Raw genomic sequence first — 18,675 nt, 5'->3', positions numbered from 1 at the left:
CGAGGGGCTCGGCGCTCCATGAAACCGTCGGGGCGGTGCCGGTGGTGGGGCCGGTGGTGGGGCCGGTGGTGGTGCTGGGGACGGGCCGGCGGGGGGTCCGGCCGCGGCCCTCAGACCGCGCGCTTCTTGAGCTTGCGGCGCTCCCGCTCGGAGAGGCCGCCCCAGATGCCGAAGCGCTCGTCGTTCATCAATGCGTACTCGAGGCAGTTGTCGCGGACCTCGCACGTCAGGCAGACCTTCTTGGCCTCCCGCGTGGAGCCGCCCTTCTCGGGGAAGAACGCCTCGGGATCCGTCTGCGCGCAGAGCGCGCGGTCCTGCCACCCGAACTCCTCGCCCTCGGGCTCGAGGAGAAACAGTTCTGCTCTCATGGCTGACGCCCTTTCGACCCTGTTTTCAGAACTGACCGACACCGGTTCACTGAACGACACTACTGGAATTACATGCCTGTCGTACCCACGTAGTCAAGCCCGGATCTGATATGGCCGTTCGGCTTCCGGCAGGCTGCTCCTATGTCATCATCCGCAGCCACGCTCCGTCGTATCACCGTCCTGTCCGGCGGTGTCGGCGGGGCCCGCTTCCTCCAAGGACTCCTCCACGGCCTCCGCACGGGCACCGTCCCGGGCGGCTCCGGCGACACCGAGGTCACGGTCGTGACCAACACCGCCGACGACTGGTGGATCCACGGGCTCAAGGTCTGCCCCGACCTCGACACCGTGATGTACACCCTCGGCGAGGGCATCGACGTCGAGCGCGGATGGGGTCGCCGCGACGAGACCTGGAGCGCCAGGACCGAGCTGGAGGCCTACGGCGTCGAGCCGACGTGGTTCGGCCTGGGCGACCGCGACATCGCGACCCACCTGGTCCGCACGCAGATGCTCGAGGCCGGGTACACGCTCTCGCAGGTCACCGAGGCGCTGTGCCGCCGCTGGATCACGCCGCTCCACGGTGACCGCGTGCGGCTGCTCCCGATGTCGGACGACCGCGTGGAGACGCACGTGGCCGTGGCCGACCCCGAGAGCCCGAGCGGGCGGCGGGTCGTGCACTTCCAGGAGTACTGGGTGCGGCTGCACGCCGCCGTGCCCGCCGAGGCGGTCGTGGTGGTCGGGCAGGACGCCGCCACGCCCGCACCCGGCGTCCTCGACGCGATCGCCGGGGCCGACCTCGTCGTGCTCCCGCCCTCCAACCCGGTCGTCTCGGTCGGCACGATCCTCGGGGTCCCGGGCATCCGCGACGCGGTGCGCGCCACGCCCGCCCCGGTGGTCGGGATCTCCCCCATCGTCGGCTCCGCGCCGGTGCGCGGCATGGCGGCGCAGATGCTCGCCGGCATCGGTGTCGAGGTGAGCGCGGGTGCCGTCGGCGCCCACTACGGCGCGCGCCGCGACGGCGGGGTGCTCGACGGGTGGCTCGTCGACGAGCGCGACGCCGACCAGGTGGCCGGCCTCGAGCGGGCCGGGATCGCCGCGGCGGCCGTCCCCCTCATGATGACCGACCACGACGCCACCGCGGCGATGGCCGCCGCTGCCGTCTCGCTCGTCACCGCCGACGCGGCGGGATCGCGGTGAACCACCTGGAGGTGTGGGCCCCCGACGGGATCCCCGAGGTCTCGGCGGGCGACGACCTCGCGGCGCTGGTGCTGGACGCGCTCGACCGGGCCGGACCGGACGCCGCCCTGGGCGACGGGGACGTCGTGTGCGTGACGAGCAAGGTGGTGAGCAAGGCCGAGGGCCGCACCCGGGTGGGCGAGCGGGACGCCGCCGTCGAGGAGGAGACCGTGCGCGTCGTCGCGCGCCGGGGTCCGGTGCGGATCGTGCGCAACCGCCTCGGCCTCACCATGGCCGCGGCCGGGGTCGACGCCTCCAACGTCACGGCCGGCTCGGTCGTGCTCCTCCCCCTCGACCCCGACGCCTCCGCGCGGTCGTTGCGCCGGGAGCTGCTCCGGCGCACCGGGACCAACGTGGCGGTCGTCGTCACCGACACGTCCGGTCGGGCGTGGCGCGAGGGGCAGACCGACATCGCGATCGGTGCCGCCGGCCTCCTGGTCGCCGAGGACTTCGCCGGCCGCACCGACCCCCACGGCAACCCCCTCGCGGTGACGCTGCCCGCGGTGGCCGACGAGATCGCCGGGGCCGCCGAGCTCGCGCAGGGCAAGCTGGCCGGCCGCCCGGTCGCGGTCGTACGGGGCCGTGCCGACCTCGTCCTGCCGCCCGGCGAGGACGGCCCCGGCGCCGTGTCACTCGTGCGCCCCGACGGGGGCGACCTCTTCGGCTGGGGCGCCCGGGAGGCCGTCGTACGCGCGCTGGCCGGCGACGAGTCCGACCGCGCGCCGTTCGGGGCGCCCGCGCCGCCGGAGGAGGTGCACGAGGCGCTGAGCCGCGTCGTCGGTGCCGGTCGAGCGCTGTCGTCGGCCCTGATGCTGCGCTTCGACGACGACCCCGGTCGCGTCGAGCTGCACCTGCCCGCGGGCTCGGACCGAGGCGCGGTCGCCGCTGTGTGCTTCGCCCACGGCTGGCGGATCGCCGGCTGGGAGACCACCGGAAGTCGCGTCGTGTGCCACCTGTCACCCGCGACTACGTAGACTCTGCCCGCGCAGGCGCAACCAGCGCGGCGAGCACCACCCCCAGCAGTCGACCGAGAGACACCGAGCACCGTGGCCAAGCAGGCAAAGACCGACCGTCAGGCGGTCATCGACTCCATCCGATCACAGCAGTCCAAGCGCGAGAACCGCCGCGGCCTGGCCATCGTGGGCGTGTGCGTCCTCGTCGCCGTCGTGATCGTGGGCGCCGCGGCGTTCAAGCCCGTCAAGGACTGGTGGGACCTGCGTGCCTACGCCTCCGCCTCGCTCGGCGAGATCGGCGCGAAGGCGTCGGTGTGCCAGGACGTCACGACCAAGTCGGCCGAGGGCAACCAGGACCACGTCGAGATCGGCACGCCGATGACCTATCCCGACGCGCCGCCGGCCTTCGGCCAGCACTGGAACGTGTGGGACAGCATGGACCGCAAGCTCTACACGAAGTCCGACCGCCCGGAGCTCGGCGAGCTGGTGCACAACCTCGAGCACGGCTACACGATCCTCTGGTACGACGAGACGATCGCCGACGACGCCGAGCAGATGGACCACCTGCGCGGCATCGCCTCGAAGCTCCAGGGCACCGACAACCTGCGCGACAAGTTCAAGGCCGTGCCGTGGACCTCCGAGGACGGCAAGGCCTTCCCCAAGGGACAGCACGTCGCCCTCACCCACTGGTCGCTCGGCGGCGTCGGCGAGACCGACCCCACCAAGCAGGTCGGCGTGTGGCAGTACTGCTCCGAGGTCAGCGGGCCTGCGCTGGAGACGTTCATGCAGGACTACCCCTACATGGACTCCCCGGAGCCCAACGCCGTCTGAGGCGTCCGGCGCCGATGGTCCCTCCCGCCACGTTCAGCGAGGTGCTCGCGGCGCAGCTGCGACGCGAGCCCGGCCGCCCGCTGGTGACGTTCTACGACCACGCGAGCGACGAGCGCGTCGAGCTGTCGGTCACGACGTACGCCAACTGGGTGGCCAAGGCGTCCGGCCTGCTGAGCGACGTCGCCGACCTGGAGCGTGGCATGTCGCTGCGCATCGACCTGCCTCCACACTGGCTCTCGCCGGTCTTCCTGGGCGCCGCCTGGACGCTCGGGCTGCGGGTCACCACGTCCGACGCGCCGGACGCCGTGGTGTGCGGCCCCGACGGCCTGGATCGGTGGGCGCCGCGGGCTGCGACCGTGCCGGTGCTCGCCTGCAGCCTGCGCCCGCTGGGCGTCCGCTTCGCCGAGCCGCTGCCGGCCGGGGTGCTCGACGTGGGGGTGGAGATCTGGTCGCAGCCCGACGGCTTCACGGCGTGGGACCCGCCCACCGGCGACGACCCGGCCACCGACGACCTGTCCCAGCGTGAGCTGTTCGGGCCGCGCGCGGTCCGCCCGGACGACCTGACGGCCGCCGTCGGGAGCGTGCTCACCGACGGCGGCCGTCTTCTCTCGGTGGCCGACCCGGCTTCCCCACCAGGAATGGCCACCTTCACCGAGCCCCTCGCACGAGGCGGCTCGCTGGTCCTCGTCCGCAACCCCGACCCGGCTCGCCTCGACGGCGTCTACGACGCCGAACGGGCGACGGCGCGGGTCTGAGGACGCGGCTCGTCCGTGCCTGCTCACCCGGCCAGGTCGAAGGCCCCCAGTCCCTCGCCCAGCACCCGCGGGTCGGACACGCCCTTCTTGCGGCCGCTGTAGACGTACGCCACGCCGCTCGCGCGGTCGCGCACCACGTAGTCGGCCGAGCCCTTGAGCGTCATCGCCTGGACCTCGAGCACCCAGTCGAAGCCGGAGAGGTCGGAGGGAAGCCCGGCCCGCGACGGCACCGCTCCTCCCTTGATCGGGACGCCTGCGTTGAAGCTGGAGCCGTTGCCGGGCCACACCGTCGGAGGACCGCCGGCCGGGGTCCCCACCAGGTCGGGGAGACCGTCGCCGGTCACGTCGCCGACCGCGGTGAGCCCCTCGATCCCGCCCCAGCCCTCGGCCAGGACCTGTCCCTGCGCGAGGGCGCCGGTGCCGTTGCCGGCGAAGAGCCACAGCCGGCCGGAGACGTCGCGGGTGAGCACGTCGCCGACGCCGTCGCGGTTGACGTCGCCCGCGTTGAGGATGCGGTCCATGCCGGCGAACGACACCCCGGTGTCGATGGGCGAGCCGAGCTCGAAGGTGTCGCGGTTGGCGACGACGACGAGCTGCTTGCCGGACACGCCGATGAGGTCTGCGCCCGCACCGCCGACGAGGTTGACGCCGGTGATCCAGCGCATCGACTTGAGGTTGGTGGCGGGTCCCAGCGCGGCACCGAACGTGCCGTCGCCGCGACCCGGCTTGAGCATCATCGTGCCCTTGGACGAGCGGGCGACCAGGTCGGTGCGCCCGTCGCCGTTGAAGTCCCCGGCCACGATGCGGTTGTAGCCGCTCCACGCTCCGGCGACGCGCCGGGGCGCCGCGAACCGGCCGGTGCCGTAGCCGGTCTGCAGGAACAGCCGGTTCTTCTTGCGCACCAGCAGGTCGGCGCGGCCGTCGCCGTTGACGTCGCCGGCTCCGATGAGCTGGCGGTAGTCGCCGTAGCCCTTGCGCGTGACCTTGCGGGCGAAGCCGCCCTTGCTGGTCGCCAGCAGCGTGACGAGGCGACCCTTGAAGCGGGCGGCCAGGTCGTTGCGGCCGTCGCCGTTGATGTCGCCGACCGCGGTCAGCAGCGAGTAGGTGCGCAGCCGCATCTTGCGGGTGGTCTTGCCGAAGTTGCCGTTGCCCTTGCCGGCCCGGATGCGCACGACGCCCGACTTGTCGGCCGTCACCAGGTCGGGCAGGCCGTCGCCGGTGAGGTCCGGTGAGACGAGCACGTCGGCGCGCTTGTCCCAGCCGCGCTTGCCCACCACGATGCGCTTCTGGAACGACGTCAGGCCGCCCGTCGGCAGCACCAGGCCGCGGCCGTCGGACGCGCGGCGCACGACGAGGTCGGGATAGGGCGAGGCGTCGAGGTTGTTCTGCGGGGCGGGCTCGGAGATCGCGAGCTCCGTCGGCGTGGTCACGACCGGCGCCGCCTGCGAGGCGTAGGTGCGGATGAGCGGCAGCTGGGCGTAGAGGTACTTGCCGGGGCAGGCCGTCGACCCTGCGTCGCGGTGGCCGCTGATCGCCGGGAAGGTGCCGCGCCCGATCGTCTGCGCGGTCGAGGCGGGGTTCACGCCGTGCAGCGACAGCTTCCACGCGAAGAGCTGGCCGTAGGCGCGCAGCATCACGTCGGGCGGCTGGACGACGTCGAAGTTGCCGATGGCCGACATCGCGAACGAGTAGTCGTTGTAGTTGAGCGTGTGGGCGCCGACGACGGGGCGGTCGATGCCGCCGTAGCGGCCCTCCCAGATCCGCCCGAACCGGTCGACGAGGAAGTTGTAGCCGATGTCGCTCCAGCCGCGCGACTTCACGTGGTAGGCGTAGATGCTGCGCAGGAGGGCCGGCACCTGGGCCTCGGTGTAGTTGTTGGCGTTGACCGTGTGGTGCACGAACCCGCCGTTGATCGATCCGTAGCGCAGCGACTTCTTGTTGCGGATGCTCTCGTCGGCGCCCCACTGCGCGCGGGAGTAGATCGTGGGCTGCGCGACCGTCTGCTTGCGCGACGCCACGGTGGCCGACTGCAGCGCGAGGCCGTCGGTCGTCGGGGTGGAGCCGTCCTGCGCGGCGTACTCCTCGTCGTACGACGCGCTCGGGTCGTCGCTGGCCGTCTCGGCCGGAGCCTCGGTCTCGGTGCGCGTCGCCGAGCCGGGGTCGACCAGGGCCAGGGAGAGGTCGTCGGGCAGGGCCACACCGTCGGTGCGGGCCTCGACCTGGACGTCGTCGACGTCGCCGACGAAGGTGGGCTCGGTGCCCGGGCGCGCGCCCGCCGCCTCGGCGCTGCCGGGGTCGGGCCCGTGCTCGTCGTGATACTCCAGGTCCTCCCAGTCGCTCCACTCCTCGCCGGTGCGGGTGCGGACGCGGAGGGTGATCTGGTCCTCCTCGAGCACCTCGCCGGCACCCCAGGTGACGCCCACGGCGCCGAACGCGTCGACCGGTTGCGGGGTGCTGACCACCCGGGCCTGGGTGGCACCACCGGCGACGCTGCGTCCGCGCAGGCCGGCGAACCCACCGGACTCACCGGTGAGCGGCACCTCGGTGACCGTCGGCGTGACCGCCTTCGTCGGCACGGTGGCCGACATCAACGCGGCGGGTGCCGCGGAGGCGGACGGGGCGCCGGGCGCCTCGCCCACGATGTCGAGGGACACGACACCGGAGGCGGGGGTGAGCACGACGAGCACGACACCCAGCGCCAGCACCTGCTGGCAGAGGGTGACGAGACGGGCCTGAAGAGGACGCATGGGGATCTCTACTCCTGTGTGGGGGAAGGTCACACAAGGGATGAGTTCACACCAGTCACACCAGTCACGGAAGAGTTTCTGAGTAACTACAACGTTGTAATTTCCACTCGACACGCCGTTGTGTCGGTGTAATTATCGCCGATCGGCGTCGGAATCGGGCGAGATTCGGTTCGGAGTGTCGTTCCCGGGGTCAGGAGCCCGCTGCGCCCGTGCCCACGAACCGAGCACCGCGACTCCCACGATCGGCACCCAGGCGGCGGCGGTGGCGCCTCCTTGCACGGAGGTGCCGAGGGACAGCAGGTAGGCGAGGACGGCCACCGGCACCATGACCACCACCGCAGACACCGCAAGAAGCAGGACGCCTCGCCGGCTCGGCCGCCGCGGCGCCAGGACGAACGCCGCAGCGACTGCCGCGACCATGGCCCCGATCGACCAGAGCCACCACGCCCGACGCCACCTCTCCGGGTCCTCCAGCGTGCCGCACGGCGCCGTCTGGCAGGCGGCGCCTGTGGGGATCATCTCCGGCTGCACGGGCGCCCAGGCGCCAGCGACCGCCATCACGGCGAGCCCCACCGCGCCCAGCAACAACCAGCCCCCCGGCCTCATGGAGCGATCCTGCCCCTTGAGGCTCCGCTCCGCGAGGCTCCGATCTGCCGCGACCCGCGCGCCTGCCGTCTCCGGGGCGTCTGCGTGGCACGGTGACGCTCCCGCAGACCGAGGAGTACTGCCCCCTTGTTGGCTGTCGGAGTCCCCGCTCGAGCGGGGACTCCGACGCGATCGTGGAGGATCCGAGCCACCAGGTGACCCGGATCCTCCACGATCGCCTCATCCACAGATGAGGTCGGCCTGCTGCTCAAGGGTCCCGGACGGCCCGCTCATGCCCCGGCCCGGGCATCAGGCCGTTCAGCGCGGGAGGTTGCCGGCGGCCGTCTCGGCAGGGTCTTCCTCGGGTAGCACTCGTCGTAGTCGTGCCAGCCCGTCGCGCGCATGCGACTTCACCGTACGTCGGGCAGCACGACCCGATCCTCGGAACCTGCGGGCCCGACGGACTGGGTGCGCTCGAGGAGTGGTGGTGTCACGGCCATGCCGAGCAGGCCCACCACCGCGATCCCGGCGAGGACGGCACCTGTCCGTCTGCGGTGGCGGCGGCGAGCCTCTCGAGCCGGTCGGCGACGTCGCCGGCGGGTGCGGGCATGCGTGAGCTCCTCGGGTGGGTGGACAGCCTCACACGTCCACACGCCACGACGGTGGGATCCGGTGGGTGCCGCGGTCCTCCTTCTCGGAGCGGGACGCGAGCCACGGATCTGGGCTCGCGCCGGGACGCGTGCGAGGACGCGGACGGCGCGGCGCTCCCCGGTGGGATGTCGCGCTCAGATGTCGGCGCCGAGGCCGTCGTCCTCGCCGGAGTCGTCGTCGCTCTCGTCGTAGTGGAGGTAGCGGATGCCCTCCTCGACGTCGCCGTCGAAGCCGAGCCGCCCGTTCTCCATCACCAGGACGCGGTCGCAGAGGTTGCGCACCGATCCGGGGGCGTGGGAGACGTAGAACATCGTCACGCCCGACTTCACGATCTGGTCCATGCGCTTCTTGCACTTGCGCTTGAACGGCCGGTCCCCCACCGCGAGGGCCTCGTCGGCGATGAAGATGTCGGCGTCGACGTTGACCGCGACGGAGAAGCCGAGGCGGGCCTTCATGCCGGAGCTGTAGTAGGCCACGTCGGTGTCGAGGAACTTGCCGAGGTCGGCGAAGTCGACGATCTCGTCGAACTTGCGGTCGGTCTCGGCGCGCGACATCCCCAGGATGGCGGCGTTGAGGTAGAGGTTCTCCCGGCCGCTGAGGTTGTTGTCGAAGCCGGTGCCGGTGGCGATCAGGCCGGCGATGCGGCCGCGGGTGAGCACCGAGCCGGAGTCGGGCCGCATCACGCCGCTGATGAGCTTGAGCAGCGTCGACTTGCCGGAGCCGTTGAGCCCCATCAGGCCGACCGACTCCCCCTCGCGCACGGTGAAGCTGACGTCGTCGACGGCGTTGAACGTGTCGTGGGTCTTGCGGCCGCGGACCTTGGCCAGCACGGTCTGCTTGAGGGAGCGCTGGTAGGACAGCGTGAAGGCCTTGGTGGCGTTCTCCACCTGGATCATGGTCGTCATGCGGGGTCCCTGCGGAAGCGTGGGCTGGAGGAGCGCAGCGGGGGAAGGCCGCGGTTTCGTGGGGTGCTCATCAAAGGCGCTCCGGGACCTTGGACTCGAGGCGCGCGAAGATCCGCTGGGCCAGCACGAGCAGCACGAGCGAGATGCCCGTCATGACGAGCCCGCGGGTGAACAGGTGGTCGGGCAGGTGCACGGCCGCCGTCGCGTCGGGGTCGCTGGTGGTGCCGACCCAGAAGCCGCGCTGGATGAGCAGCACCGCCTCGGCCATCGGGTTGAGGAGGTAGTAGCTCGCGATCGGCTCGCCGAAGCGCTCCTGGACGAGCGTGAAGGGGTACATCATCGGCACGCTGAAGGTGACGAACTGGGTGAGGGTCTGGGCCACCTTGCCGATGTCGCGCATGAAGACGTTGCCGACGCTGAACAGCAGGCCCAGCGCCAGCCCGAGGGCGGCGGCCAGGCTGAAGCCGAGGAGGGCCGCCGCCATCCCCACCAGGTCGGGGCGCCAGCCGAGGAAGAGGCACGGAATGACGAGGATGACGATCATCGGCACCGTGTGCCATCCGGCGACGAGCATCCGGGCCACCGGGAACATCTCCCGTGGCACGGGGAGCTTGGTGATCAGCGAGCGGTTCTGCACCAGCGACTGGGTGCCACCGTTGAAGGTCTCGGTGAAGAAGTGGACGATCACCATGCCGGCGAAGAGGTGGATGGCGAAGTTCTCCATGCCCGCGCCGCGGCCGATCATGACCTGGAACAGGAAGTAGAACATGCAGAACCGGATGGCCGGCTGGAGGTAGCTCCACAGCCACCCGAGCACGGTGCCCTGGTAGCGCGACTTGATGGTGTTGCGCACCAGCATGCCGAGCAGGTAGCGCCGCCGCACGACCTCGCCGAGGCCCGTCGCGGCGGGCGGCGCCAGCGGCAGGGCCTCGAGCTCGCCCGTCGTACGCCGGACCGGGCCGGATGCGGTGGCGCTCACCGGCGGCTCACTCGGTCGTGCCCGAGGGGCCGCCCCCGGAGCGGTCCGCCGGGTCGGTCCAGGGCGCGAAGGTCTTCTCCCACGCCTCCGGGGACGTGATCTCGCCGAGCGCCTCGCGGTACTGCTGGGCGAGGGCGGGCCACTCGCGGTGGAAGCGCCGGTGGATCTCGATCGTGCGTCGCAGCAGGTCGCGGTAGCGCGCCGGGTCGCGACGGTAGAGCGCGACGGAGGAGCCGTCGTTCATCGAGACCACGGCCGAGTCGTAGCGGGCGAGGTTGTACCAGCTGGCGTCCATCGCGGTGAGCTCGGCCTCGGGGTAGTCCTCGGCCATCCGCCGCACCGGCCGCAGCTGGCGCAGCGGGGCGAGCCCTGCGGCCAGCAGCGTGGCCTTGCGACCGGGGATCTCGATGTCGGACTTGCCCTTCTTGGGCGGCTTCTCGCGGCGCACCGGGGGCAGGTCGTCGCGGTCGGCGTGGAGCTGGGCGTCGGAGAACTGCGCCCGGAACGCGTTGATGTCGGCGAGCTTGGTGGCCAGCTCGCCGTGCAGGGCGTGGGGCCCGCGCAGCACGTCCTCCATCGCGAGGTGGCGCAGCTCGGCGGTGGAGTACTGCAGGGAGGCGAGGTGCTTGACCTGGTGGTTGAGGCTCTCGCGCACCATCCGGCCGCCGCGCTCGTAGGGCGAGTGCAGCAGCGCCGCGATGATCCGGTTGCGGTGGTGGAAGTAGGACTGCCAGTCGACGCCGTCGTTCTTGTCGGTCCACGGCACGTGCCAGACCGCCGCGCCGGGGAAGGACACCGTCGGGTAGCCCGCCTCCTTGGCGCGCAGCCCGAACTCGGAGTCGTCCCACTTGATGAAGACCGGCAGCGAGAGGCCGACCTCCTCGAGCACGACGCGCGGGATCAGGCACATGAACCAGCCGTTGAAGTCGACGTCGGCGCGCTTGTGCAGCCAGCGCGCGGAGCGCAGGTTGCGGGCGGCGAAGTCCCACTGGCTGTAGCCGTCGAGGCGGGTCTGCCACCAGAAGCGCCACGGCTGGACGATCTCGCCGAACGAGTGCAGCTCGGCGCGGTTGTAGAGGTTGAACATGTGGCCGCCGACGATGGTCGGCCGCTTGGCCAGGTCGCCGAACGTGACCGCCCGGATGATGCCCTCCGGCTCGCAGACGACGTCGTCGTCCATCATCATCGCGTAGGTCGCGGTGCCCTTGCGGACGCTCTCCAGCTGGCCGCGGGCGTAGCCGCCCGACCCGCCGAGGTTGCCCTGCACGATCACCCGCAGCTTGTCGCCCAGGCCGCGCTCGGCCTCGGGGAAGTAGGGGCTGTCGGTGACCTTCTGCTTGCCCTGGTCCATGACCATCACGGTGTCGAGGTAGGGGTGCAGCTCCTCGGCCGCGCCGAGCTGGCCGAGCAGCTGGGCACTCATGTCGGGCAGCATCGTGGTGATGCAGAGGTCGACGGTGCCGTGCTCGGCGCGGTCGGCCGGCACCTGCGCCGTCCACTCGGCGCCCTCGATGCTCGCGCCGTGGTCGCCGGCGACGACGTCGTACCAGTACCACCCGCCGTCGACGAACGGCTTGAGCGGGAGGGCGAACGAGAACCTCGCGCGCGCGTCGGGGCCCTCGCCCTCCACGACGGCGGACTCGATGCGCTGGGCGTGGCCGCGCGCCATCGACTTGTAGACGGTCACGACCGTGCCGGCGCCGACGACGTCGACGGTGAGGTCGACGTCCGTGACGACGGTGTGCCGGCGCCAGTAGGAGGCGGGGAAGGCGTTGAAGTAGGTGCCGAACGACAGCGGCTGCGAGGGCTGCAGCCGCAGTTCGGTGCGCGAGCGGATCTGGTCGGGGTGCAGCTTCTTGCCGGTCGAGGTGGACTGGCGGATCGCCGCGTTGTTGAGGTCCTTGGCGGCCTTGTCGCCACCGACGGCGTGCCGGTCGGTGTCGAGCTTGGCCTCCTCGAGGTCGACGTAGAGCGGGAACACCTCGGTGAACTTGTCGACCGGCAGGATCTGGCGCTGCAGCAGCCGGGTGACGGTCCCGGCCGCGTGGGTGCCGGGTGTGCTGGTGGCGAGCGTGCTGGCGGGTGTGGTGCTCATGCGTCGATGCCTCCGCTGGTGAGCTCGGCGCCCTCGGTGAAGTGCGGCTTGAGCTTGTTGTCGTACATCGACAGCGCCGAGCCGATGGCCATGTGCATGTCGAGGTACTTGTAGGTGCCGAGCCGGCCGCCGAACAGCACCATGGGCTCGGCCTTGGCGAGCTCGCGGTACTTGAGCAGCTTGGCGCGGTCGTCGGCGGTGTTGACCGGGTAGTAGGGCTCGTCGCCCTCCTCGGCGAAGCGGCTGTACTCGTGGACGATCACGCTCTTGCCGGGCAGGTGGGTCTTCTCCCGCTCGGGGTGGAAGTGCTTGAACTCGATGATCCGGGTGAAGGGGACGTCCTGGTCGTTGTAGTTGATCACGCCGGTGCCCTGGAAGTCGTCGGTGTCGACGACGCTCTCCTCGAGGTCGACGGTGCGCCACGACAGGCGGCCCTCGGAGTTGCCGAAGTACTCGTCGACGGGCCCGGTGTAGACGATCGGGACCGTGCCGCGGTAGTCGTCGGCGACCTCGAAGAAGTCGGTCTCGAGGCGCACCTCGATGTTGGGGTGGTCGGCCATACGGGTCATCCACGCGGTGTAGCCGTCGACGGGCAGTCCCTCGTAGGTGTCGCTGAACCACCCGTTCTCGAACGTGTAGCGCACCGGGAGCCGGGTGATGATGTCGGCGCTGAGCTCGGTGGGGTCGGTCTGCCACTGCTTGGCGGTGTAGCCCTTGATGAACGCCTCGTAGAGCGGGCGGCCGATCAGGCTGATCGCCTTCTCCTCGAGGTTGGAGGCGTCCTCGGTGGCCATCTCGCTGGACTGCTCGGCGATCAGCGCGCGGGCCTCGTCGGGGGTGTGCGAGCGGGCGAAGAACTGGTTGATGAGCGCGAGGTTCATCGGCAGGGAGTAGACCTGCCCCTGGTACTTGCCGAAGACCCGGTGCCGGTAGTCGGTGAACGAGGTGAACCGGTTGGCGTACTCCCAGACCCGCTCGTTGGAGGTGTGGAACAGGTGCGCACCGTACTTGTGCACCTCGACGTTGGTCTCCGGGTCACGCTCGGAGTAGGCGTTGCCGCCGATGTGGTGGCGACGCTCGAGGATGAGCACGCGGAGGCCGAGCTCCTCGGCGCACCGCTCGGCGATCGTGAGACCGAACAGCCCGGCGCCGACGATGACGAGGTCGGGACGCGGTGCGGTGTCTGTGGTGGGGCCCTGGGACAAGGGAGGAACTCCTTGGGTGAGAAACGCGGGGTGAGTCTATCGAGGGGGGCGGGCGGAGGCCGTCAGGCGGCGCATGCCTCGCGCGGACGCCATGGCGCGGGTCACGTTGCGGGCCTCGGCCCGGCCGCCGCGCACCGGGCTGAGCAGCACGACCACGGCCGTGATCAGCCAGGGCTTGAGCCGCACGAGGACGTTCTCCCCGTGGCGCAGGTGCACCACGAAGAGGTTGCGGTACATGTAGAAGCCCTTCCAGCCCGACAGGTCGTGCTGCTGGTTGAAGTCGAGCTGGCGCACCAGCACGGCGTCGCGGACCGCCCAGATGCGGTGGCCCGCGCGGCGTGCACGCACGGCGTACTCGGCGTCGTCGTAGAAGATGAAGAACGACGGGTCGGGGAACCCGATCTCCTCGATCACCCGGCGCCGCGCCATGAAGCCCTCGAAGGCCACGTTGTGGACCTCGACCAGCTCGGGCATCGACGCGCGGTCGGCGTAGGTGCTGTCGACCGAGGCGCGCTTGGGCTTGATGGCGAGCGGGTTGCGCAGGTCGAAGTCGACGGCGGCCTTCTCGACCAGGGCCCCGGTGCGGTCCTCGCGGACCGCGATCAGGCAGTCCTCGTCCACGGCCATCAGCGCCTCGAGACAGCCGGGGGCGGGCACGACGTCGTCGTCCATCAGCCACACGCGGTCCCAGCCCGCGTCGTACGCCGCCCGCACCCCGAGGTGGAAGCCGCCGGCCCCGCCGAGGTTGTCGTCGCTGTGGGTGACGTGGAGCGGGAGGTCGGTGCGCGCCTGCAGCACCTCGCGGGTGTGGTCGGTGCTGGCGTTGTCGACCACGATGACGGCGTCGGGACGCCGTGTCTGGGCGGCCAGGCCGTCGAGCATCCCGACGAGCAGGTCGGCGCGGTTGTAGGTGACCACGACGACCGCCACTGTCTCCGGTGCGGCCGGGGTGGTCACGACAAGAACCTCCGGTGGCCGTCGAAGTCGCCGGCGATGCCCGCGCGCATCGCCGAGGCGCTGAGCCGCAGCCGCGACAGGCTGGGCCGGGTGAAGGTGTAGAACCACGCCGTCTTCACCACGAACGCCAGCGCGTGGAGGGGCCCGCGGTAGTCGCGCAGGTTGACCAGGTTGTTGCGGGCCATGCAGTAGTGCTTGAGGTCGCTCGGCGAGTCGTTGTAGGTCGTGCGACCGAACATCATCGGGGTGCCGAGGTTGCCGACGCTGGGGTGGCGGACCGTGGCGGTGACGACCGTGGCCACCCGGGCACCCGACTCCTCGGCGCGCAGGCGGTACTCGTGGTCGTCGCCCCAGATGAAGAACTCCTCGCGGGGCAGGCCGATCCGGTCGACGAGCTCCTTGGTCACCAGGACGCCGTTGAAGGGGATGACGATCCCGTCGATGCGGTCGGCCCGCGCGGCGCGGCGGACGTCGTCGACGGCGTGCACGACGCGGGTGCCGCCGGGCAGCCGGATCGGGAACACCAGGCGCTCGGGGTCGGCCTCGTCGACCACGAGGGGGCCCCAGAAGTCGAGGTTGCCCGCCTGGTCCAGCAGGTGGTCGAGGCAGTCGAGGTCGGGCAGGCCGTCGTCGTCCATCAGCCAGACCAGGTCGGCGTCGCGGTCGATCGCCCACGCCAGGCCGTCGTGGAAGCCGCCGGCGCCGCCGCGGTTGGTCGTCAGCGTGCGCGCGCTCAGCGGGATCTCGCCGGTGGTGGGACGGGCGGCGAGCCACTCCCCCGTGCCGTCGGTGGAGGCGTTGTCGACCACCAGCACCTCGACCACCCCGTCGACCTGGCCGAGCCGCGCGACGAGCCGCTCGAGCAGCGGCAGGCGGTTGAAGGTGACCACGACCGCGACGATGCGAGGCAGCGGTCCGGTGGTCACGGCCTACACCCTAGGGGCGGGCGGTGCGCGCTCAGCAAACCGCGCCCAGGTCCTCCGACTGGTTGGCGGCGTAGCCGGTCGACAGCGAGCCGAGGGACCCGCCGGTGACGGCCGGCGGCGGGGTCGGGGTCACCGTCTCGGCGGGCTCGGTCTCGGCGGGCTCGGTGTCGGCGGCCGGCTCGTCCCCGGTCGGCTCTTCCGGGCCCCCGGCGTCGCCGCCCGCGGGGGCGGCCTCGGCGGTGTCGGAGTCGTCGGCGGGGTCCGGCTGGGTCGGGCTCGCCGGTGCCCGGCCCTCGGCCTTGGCGATCGCGGCGGCGACCTTGGCGTGGACCAGCTCGATGTCCGGGTCGGCGGTGTTGATCATCGGCGGCACCAGCGAGAGGGTGGCGATCTTCTGGCTCTTCGCCTTGAGCGCGAGGTCGACGAACCGGTCGACCTCCCCGCGCGGGAGGTCGGTGGAGACCATCGCCGAGCTGGCCCCGGCGATCGCCTCGAAGTTGCGCAGGGCCGCCTGCGGGCTGACCTGCTGCAGCATCGCGCTCATCACGCACTTCTGCCGCGCCATGCGCGAGTAGTCGTCCGAGCCCTCGCGCGCCCGGGCGAACCAGAGCGTGTCGTGCCCGTCGAGCGTGCGCTTTCCGGGCTCGATGTAGTGGAAGGTCTTCTCGTGCGGCAGGCCGACCGGGATCGGCTGGCGGACGTTGAGCTCGACGCCGCCGACCGCGTCGACCAGGTCCTTGAAGCCCTCGAGGTTGACCATCGCCCAGTAGTTGATGTCGAGGCCGGTGATCCCCTCGACACCCTGGACGGTGGCGTCGACGCCCGGGTTCTTCGAGCCCTTGAACAGCTCGGCGTGGTCGAGCGCCCACGTCGCGAGGCCGTTGAGGTACATCCCCTCCACGTCGAAGCCGTCGGGGAACTGCTCGTCCATCACCGAGCCCTCGGCGAAGGGGAAGTTCTGCATGTTGCGGGGCAGGGAGATCAGGACGGTCTTGCCGGTCTCGGCGTCGATGCTGGCCACCGTCATCGCGTCGGGGCGAAGGCCCCAGCGCCCGGCGCCGGAGTCGCCGCCCAGCAGCAGGACGTTGTAGCGGCCGTGGCTGGCGCCGACGGCCGAGCCCTCGCCGAACATCGAGATCATGAACTGGCGCTGGACGCCCACCATGTGGGCACCGAAGAGCAGCGCCCCGGCGACGCTGAAGCACAGGAAGCCGTTGACGCCGACGACGGCGAGGCGGTGCTGGCGCTGCAGCGTCAGCGGCTGGCCCAGGCGCCACGCGTCGACGAGCAGGTAGGCCCACCCGACGGCCAGCGCCATCAGGACCAGGCGCAGCAACTGGAGGAAGGTGGTGCTGGTGCCGGCGCTGAACGCGAGCCCGTGCCAGAAGTACGCCGTCACCGCCCCGAGCACGCCTGCGACCAGCAGCACGAGCCAGGTCCACATCGCGATGCGACCCACCCGGCGGTTGCCGGACACGAGCTGGGCCGACCCCGGCAGGACCAGCGTCATCAGCATGAGCGTCACTGCGCGTCGGAACCGCACGCGCTGGGCGCGGTCGAGCGTGGTGAATCGCGGCTGCGGCGACCCGGAGGGGGTGGCGGGCGGCATCGAAGGGCCTCTCTGCTGGGGGAAGTCAGCCCGCCCAGTATCACCAGTCACACCCGTCACACCGGCCCGCGACGCGCCGTGGCCGCGGGTGCGATCGGGTCACAGCCGGCTCAGTCCTCGCGGCCCTCGTCGATCTCGGCCTTGCGGGCCAGCCGGTGCGCGCGCCGGATCTCGGCCTCCCGCTGACGTCGTACGTCGCTGGGCGTCTCGGTCTCCAGCGGCGGCACGGGACGTGGGTGCCCGTCCTCGTCGATGGCGACGAAGACGAAGTAGGCGCTGGCGACGTGGACCGGCTCGTCGCCGGCGTTGCCCCACGGCTGCGCCTCGACGCGCACGCCGATCTCCATCGACGACGTGCCGGCCCAGTTGACCTGCGCATAGGTCTTGATGATGTCGCCGACGTGCACCGGGGCCAGGAAGGTCATCTCGTCCATCGCGGCCGTGACCGCCGGCCCCCCGCTGTGCCGGTGCGCGACGGCCCCCGCGGTGGAGTCGGCGAGCTTCATGATCTCCCCGCCGTGGACGTTGCCCAGCAGGTTGGCCTCGCTCGCGTGGGCCATGATGCCGAGGCTGACGCGGCTGTAGGAGGTGGGTCGCGCCGCGCCGGGGACCGCTCGCTCGATGCGCTCGCTCATGCGTCGCACGGTAGCGTCTTCGCCCATGGCTGATCGTCCGCAGGGCTCCGGGGTGCCCGAGAAGGGAACACCCGAGTACGACTGGCTCTACGGGAGCCAGTCGTCCACGCCGCCGAGCGACGCCACGCAGCGGATGGAGGCGCAGCAGCCCTCGCGGGCCCGCGCCGACGAGACCCGGGTGATGCCGGTGGCGCGTCGTGAGGCACGCGGCTCGGGCGGCTCACCCCCCGGCCCGGCGCGTACGCCCGCCGCGGCCCCGGCGCCGCGGCCGAAGCGGCGCCGCTGGCGCCCGCGCCTCGCGATGATCCCCCTCGTGCTGGTCCTGCTGCTGGTCTACCTGCTCGGCATCCCGCTCTACCAGTGGACCCGGATCGAGAAGGTCGACGCGATCCCCGCCGGCGACCGGCCCGCCGACCAGCCCGGCACCAACTACCTCATCGTCGGCTCCGACAAGGCCGACGACCTCTCCGACGCGCAGCGCAAGGCGCTGCAGACGGGCCCGCGCGGCGGCACCAACACCGACACGATCATCGTGCTGCACACCGGCCCGGGCGGTCGCACGATGATGTCGATCCCGCGCGACACCCTCGCCGAGATCCCCGGCCACGGCACGCAGATGATCAACGCCGCCTTCGCGATCGACGGCCCGCCGCTGCTGGTGGCCACCGTGGAGCAGCTGACCGGCATCCACGTCGACCACTACGTCGAGCTCGGCTTCGGCAGCGTCATCAACACCGTCGACGCCTTCGGCGGGGTCGAGATCTGCCCGACGCAGGACATGAAGGACCCGATGGCCCGCCTCGACATCTCCAAGGGCTGCCAGGAGGTCGACGGCCTGACCGCGCTCGCCTACTCACGCTCGCGCCACGTCACCGCGCTCAGCGACCTCGACCGGGTCGCCCGGCAGCGCGAGGTGATCAGCGCGCTGGGCGACGAGGCGCTCTCGCCGTGGACCTTCCTCAACCCCGTGCGCTACTGGCGCATCACCGACGCGGCCGCCGACGCGATCCGGATCGACGAGGAGATGAACCCCCTCGACCTCGGCCGGTTCGCCCTCGCCATGACCGGCAAGAGCCAGACCTGCACGATGCCCAACCTGCCCGCGCCCAGCGACCCCAACCGCATCATCGCCGACCCCGACCGGGCCCCCGCCCTCTTCGACGCGATCATCGAGGGCACGTCGGTGCCCCAGCAGGCCTGCACACCGACCGGTCGCGCCCGCTCGTAGGCGCGGGGCGCCC

The 18,675-nt window shown here is 71.5% G+C and carries 16 protein-coding genes; 5 read left to right on the top strand and 11 right to left on the bottom strand.

Going from position 1 to position 18,675, the window contains the following annotated elements; all coding sequences use genetic code 11:
- Positions 1-110: 110 nt before the first annotated feature.
- Positions 111-368, bottom strand: a complete 258-nt coding sequence (locus tag AC3X7Z_RS11555; RefSeq protein ID WP_489975995.1) for a WhiB family transcriptional regulator — start codon at positions 366-368, stop codon at positions 111-113.
- 141 nt (positions 369-509) lie between these two features.
- Here AC3X7Z_RS11555 and cofD point away from each other — a divergent pair, with 141 nt between their 5' ends.
- From cofD to AC3X7Z_RS11535, 4 genes are all read left to right on the top strand, one after another.
- Complete coding sequence (gene cofD, locus AC3X7Z_RS11550) at positions 510-1,562, top strand: 2-phospho-L-lactate transferase (protein ID WP_186341438.1); 1,053 nt, start codon at positions 510-512, stop codon at positions 1,560-1,562.
- A complete protein-coding gene (gene cofE / locus AC3X7Z_RS11545; RefSeq protein ID WP_489975994.1) occupies positions 1,559-2,575 on the top strand; it encodes a coenzyme F420-0:L-glutamate ligase in 1,017 nt (338 codons plus the stop codon). The genes cofD and cofE overlap by 4 nt, the downstream gene beginning before the upstream one ends.
- A 72-nt stretch (positions 2,576-2,647) precedes the next feature.
- Positions 2,648-3,385 carry a DUF3105 domain-containing protein gene (locus AC3X7Z_RS11540; RefSeq protein WP_489975993.1) on the top strand — a complete coding sequence of 246 codons (738 nt, stop codon included), beginning with the start codon at positions 2,648-2,650 and terminating at the stop codon, positions 3,383-3,385.
- Between the two features lie 14 nt (positions 3,386-3,399).
- Complete coding sequence (locus AC3X7Z_RS11535; protein ID WP_489975992.1) at positions 3,400-4,140, top strand: TIGR03089 family protein; 741 nt, start codon at positions 3,400-3,402, stop codon at positions 4,138-4,140.
- A gap of 23 nt (positions 4,141-4,163) precedes the next feature.
- Here the strand turns inward: AC3X7Z_RS11535 and AC3X7Z_RS11530 are convergent, their stop codons facing one another.
- The 10 genes from AC3X7Z_RS11530 to AC3X7Z_RS11485 form a co-directional block, all read right to left on the bottom strand.
- Complete coding sequence (locus tag AC3X7Z_RS11530; RefSeq protein ID WP_489975991.1) at positions 4,164-6,887, bottom strand: FG-GAP-like repeat-containing protein; 2,724 nt, start codon at positions 6,885-6,887, stop codon at positions 4,164-4,166.
- Positions 6,888-7,019: 132 nt separating this feature from the next.
- A complete protein-coding gene (locus AC3X7Z_RS11525) occupies positions 7,020-7,493 on the bottom strand; it encodes a hypothetical protein (protein ID WP_489975990.1) in 474 nt (157 codons plus the stop codon).
- 764 nt (positions 7,494-8,257) lie between these two features.
- Complete coding sequence (locus tag AC3X7Z_RS11520; protein ID WP_186341432.1) at positions 8,258-9,028, bottom strand: ABC transporter ATP-binding protein; 771 nt, start codon at positions 9,026-9,028, stop codon at positions 8,258-8,260.
- A 70-nt stretch (positions 9,029-9,098) separates the two neighbouring features.
- Positions 9,099-10,007, bottom strand: coding sequence for an ABC transporter permease (locus tag AC3X7Z_RS11515; protein WP_489975989.1), 909 nt, complete (start codon positions 10,005-10,007; stop codon positions 9,099-9,101).
- A 7-nt stretch (positions 10,008-10,014) separates the two neighbouring features.
- Entirely contained in the window at positions 10,015-12,102 is a 2,088-nt protein-coding gene (locus tag AC3X7Z_RS11510; protein ID WP_489975988.1) for a glycosyltransferase, read from the bottom strand.
- Positions 12,099-13,307, bottom strand: a complete 1,209-nt coding sequence (glf, locus tag AC3X7Z_RS11505) for a UDP-galactopyranose mutase (RefSeq protein WP_186341430.1) — start codon at positions 13,305-13,307, stop codon at positions 12,099-12,101. The genes AC3X7Z_RS11510 and glf overlap by 4 nt, the downstream gene beginning before the upstream one ends.
- Before the next feature lie 36 nt (positions 13,308-13,343).
- Entirely contained in the window at positions 13,344-14,264 is a 921-nt protein-coding gene (locus tag AC3X7Z_RS11500; protein ID WP_186341429.1) for a glycosyltransferase family 2 protein, read from the bottom strand.
- The gene (locus tag AC3X7Z_RS11495) at positions 14,261-15,190 is read right to left on the bottom strand and encodes a glycosyltransferase (RefSeq protein ID WP_489975987.1); all 930 of its coding nucleotides are present in this window, start codon (positions 15,188-15,190) and stop codon (positions 14,261-14,263) included. Before AC3X7Z_RS11495 ends, AC3X7Z_RS11500 begins: the two co-directional genes overlap by 4 nt.
- Positions 15,191-15,221: 31 nt before the next feature.
- Positions 15,222-16,799 carry an LCP family protein gene (locus tag AC3X7Z_RS11490; protein WP_186341428.1) on the bottom strand — a complete coding sequence of 526 codons (1,578 nt, stop codon included), beginning with the start codon at positions 16,797-16,799 and terminating at the stop codon, positions 15,222-15,224.
- Positions 16,800-16,909: 110 nt separating this feature from the next.
- Positions 16,910-17,434: an acyl-CoA thioesterase gene (locus AC3X7Z_RS11485; RefSeq protein WP_186341427.1), complete on the bottom strand. Its 525-nt coding sequence runs from the start codon at positions 17,432-17,434 to the stop codon at positions 16,910-16,912.
- A 25-nt stretch (positions 17,435-17,459) separates the two neighbouring features.
- On the opposite strand from AC3X7Z_RS11485, the gene AC3X7Z_RS11480 reads away from it, so the two are divergent.
- Positions 17,460-18,662, top strand: a complete 1,203-nt coding sequence (locus AC3X7Z_RS11480) for an LCP family protein (protein WP_186341426.1) — start codon at positions 17,460-17,462, stop codon at positions 18,660-18,662.
- The last annotated feature ends 13 nt before the right edge of the window (positions 18,663-18,675 follow it).

This window comes from Nocardioides sp. Z24_21, assembly GCF_058134345.1.
Note: the sequence above shows the minus strand (reverse complement) of the source record. Positions and strands in the feature narration are given on the sequence as shown.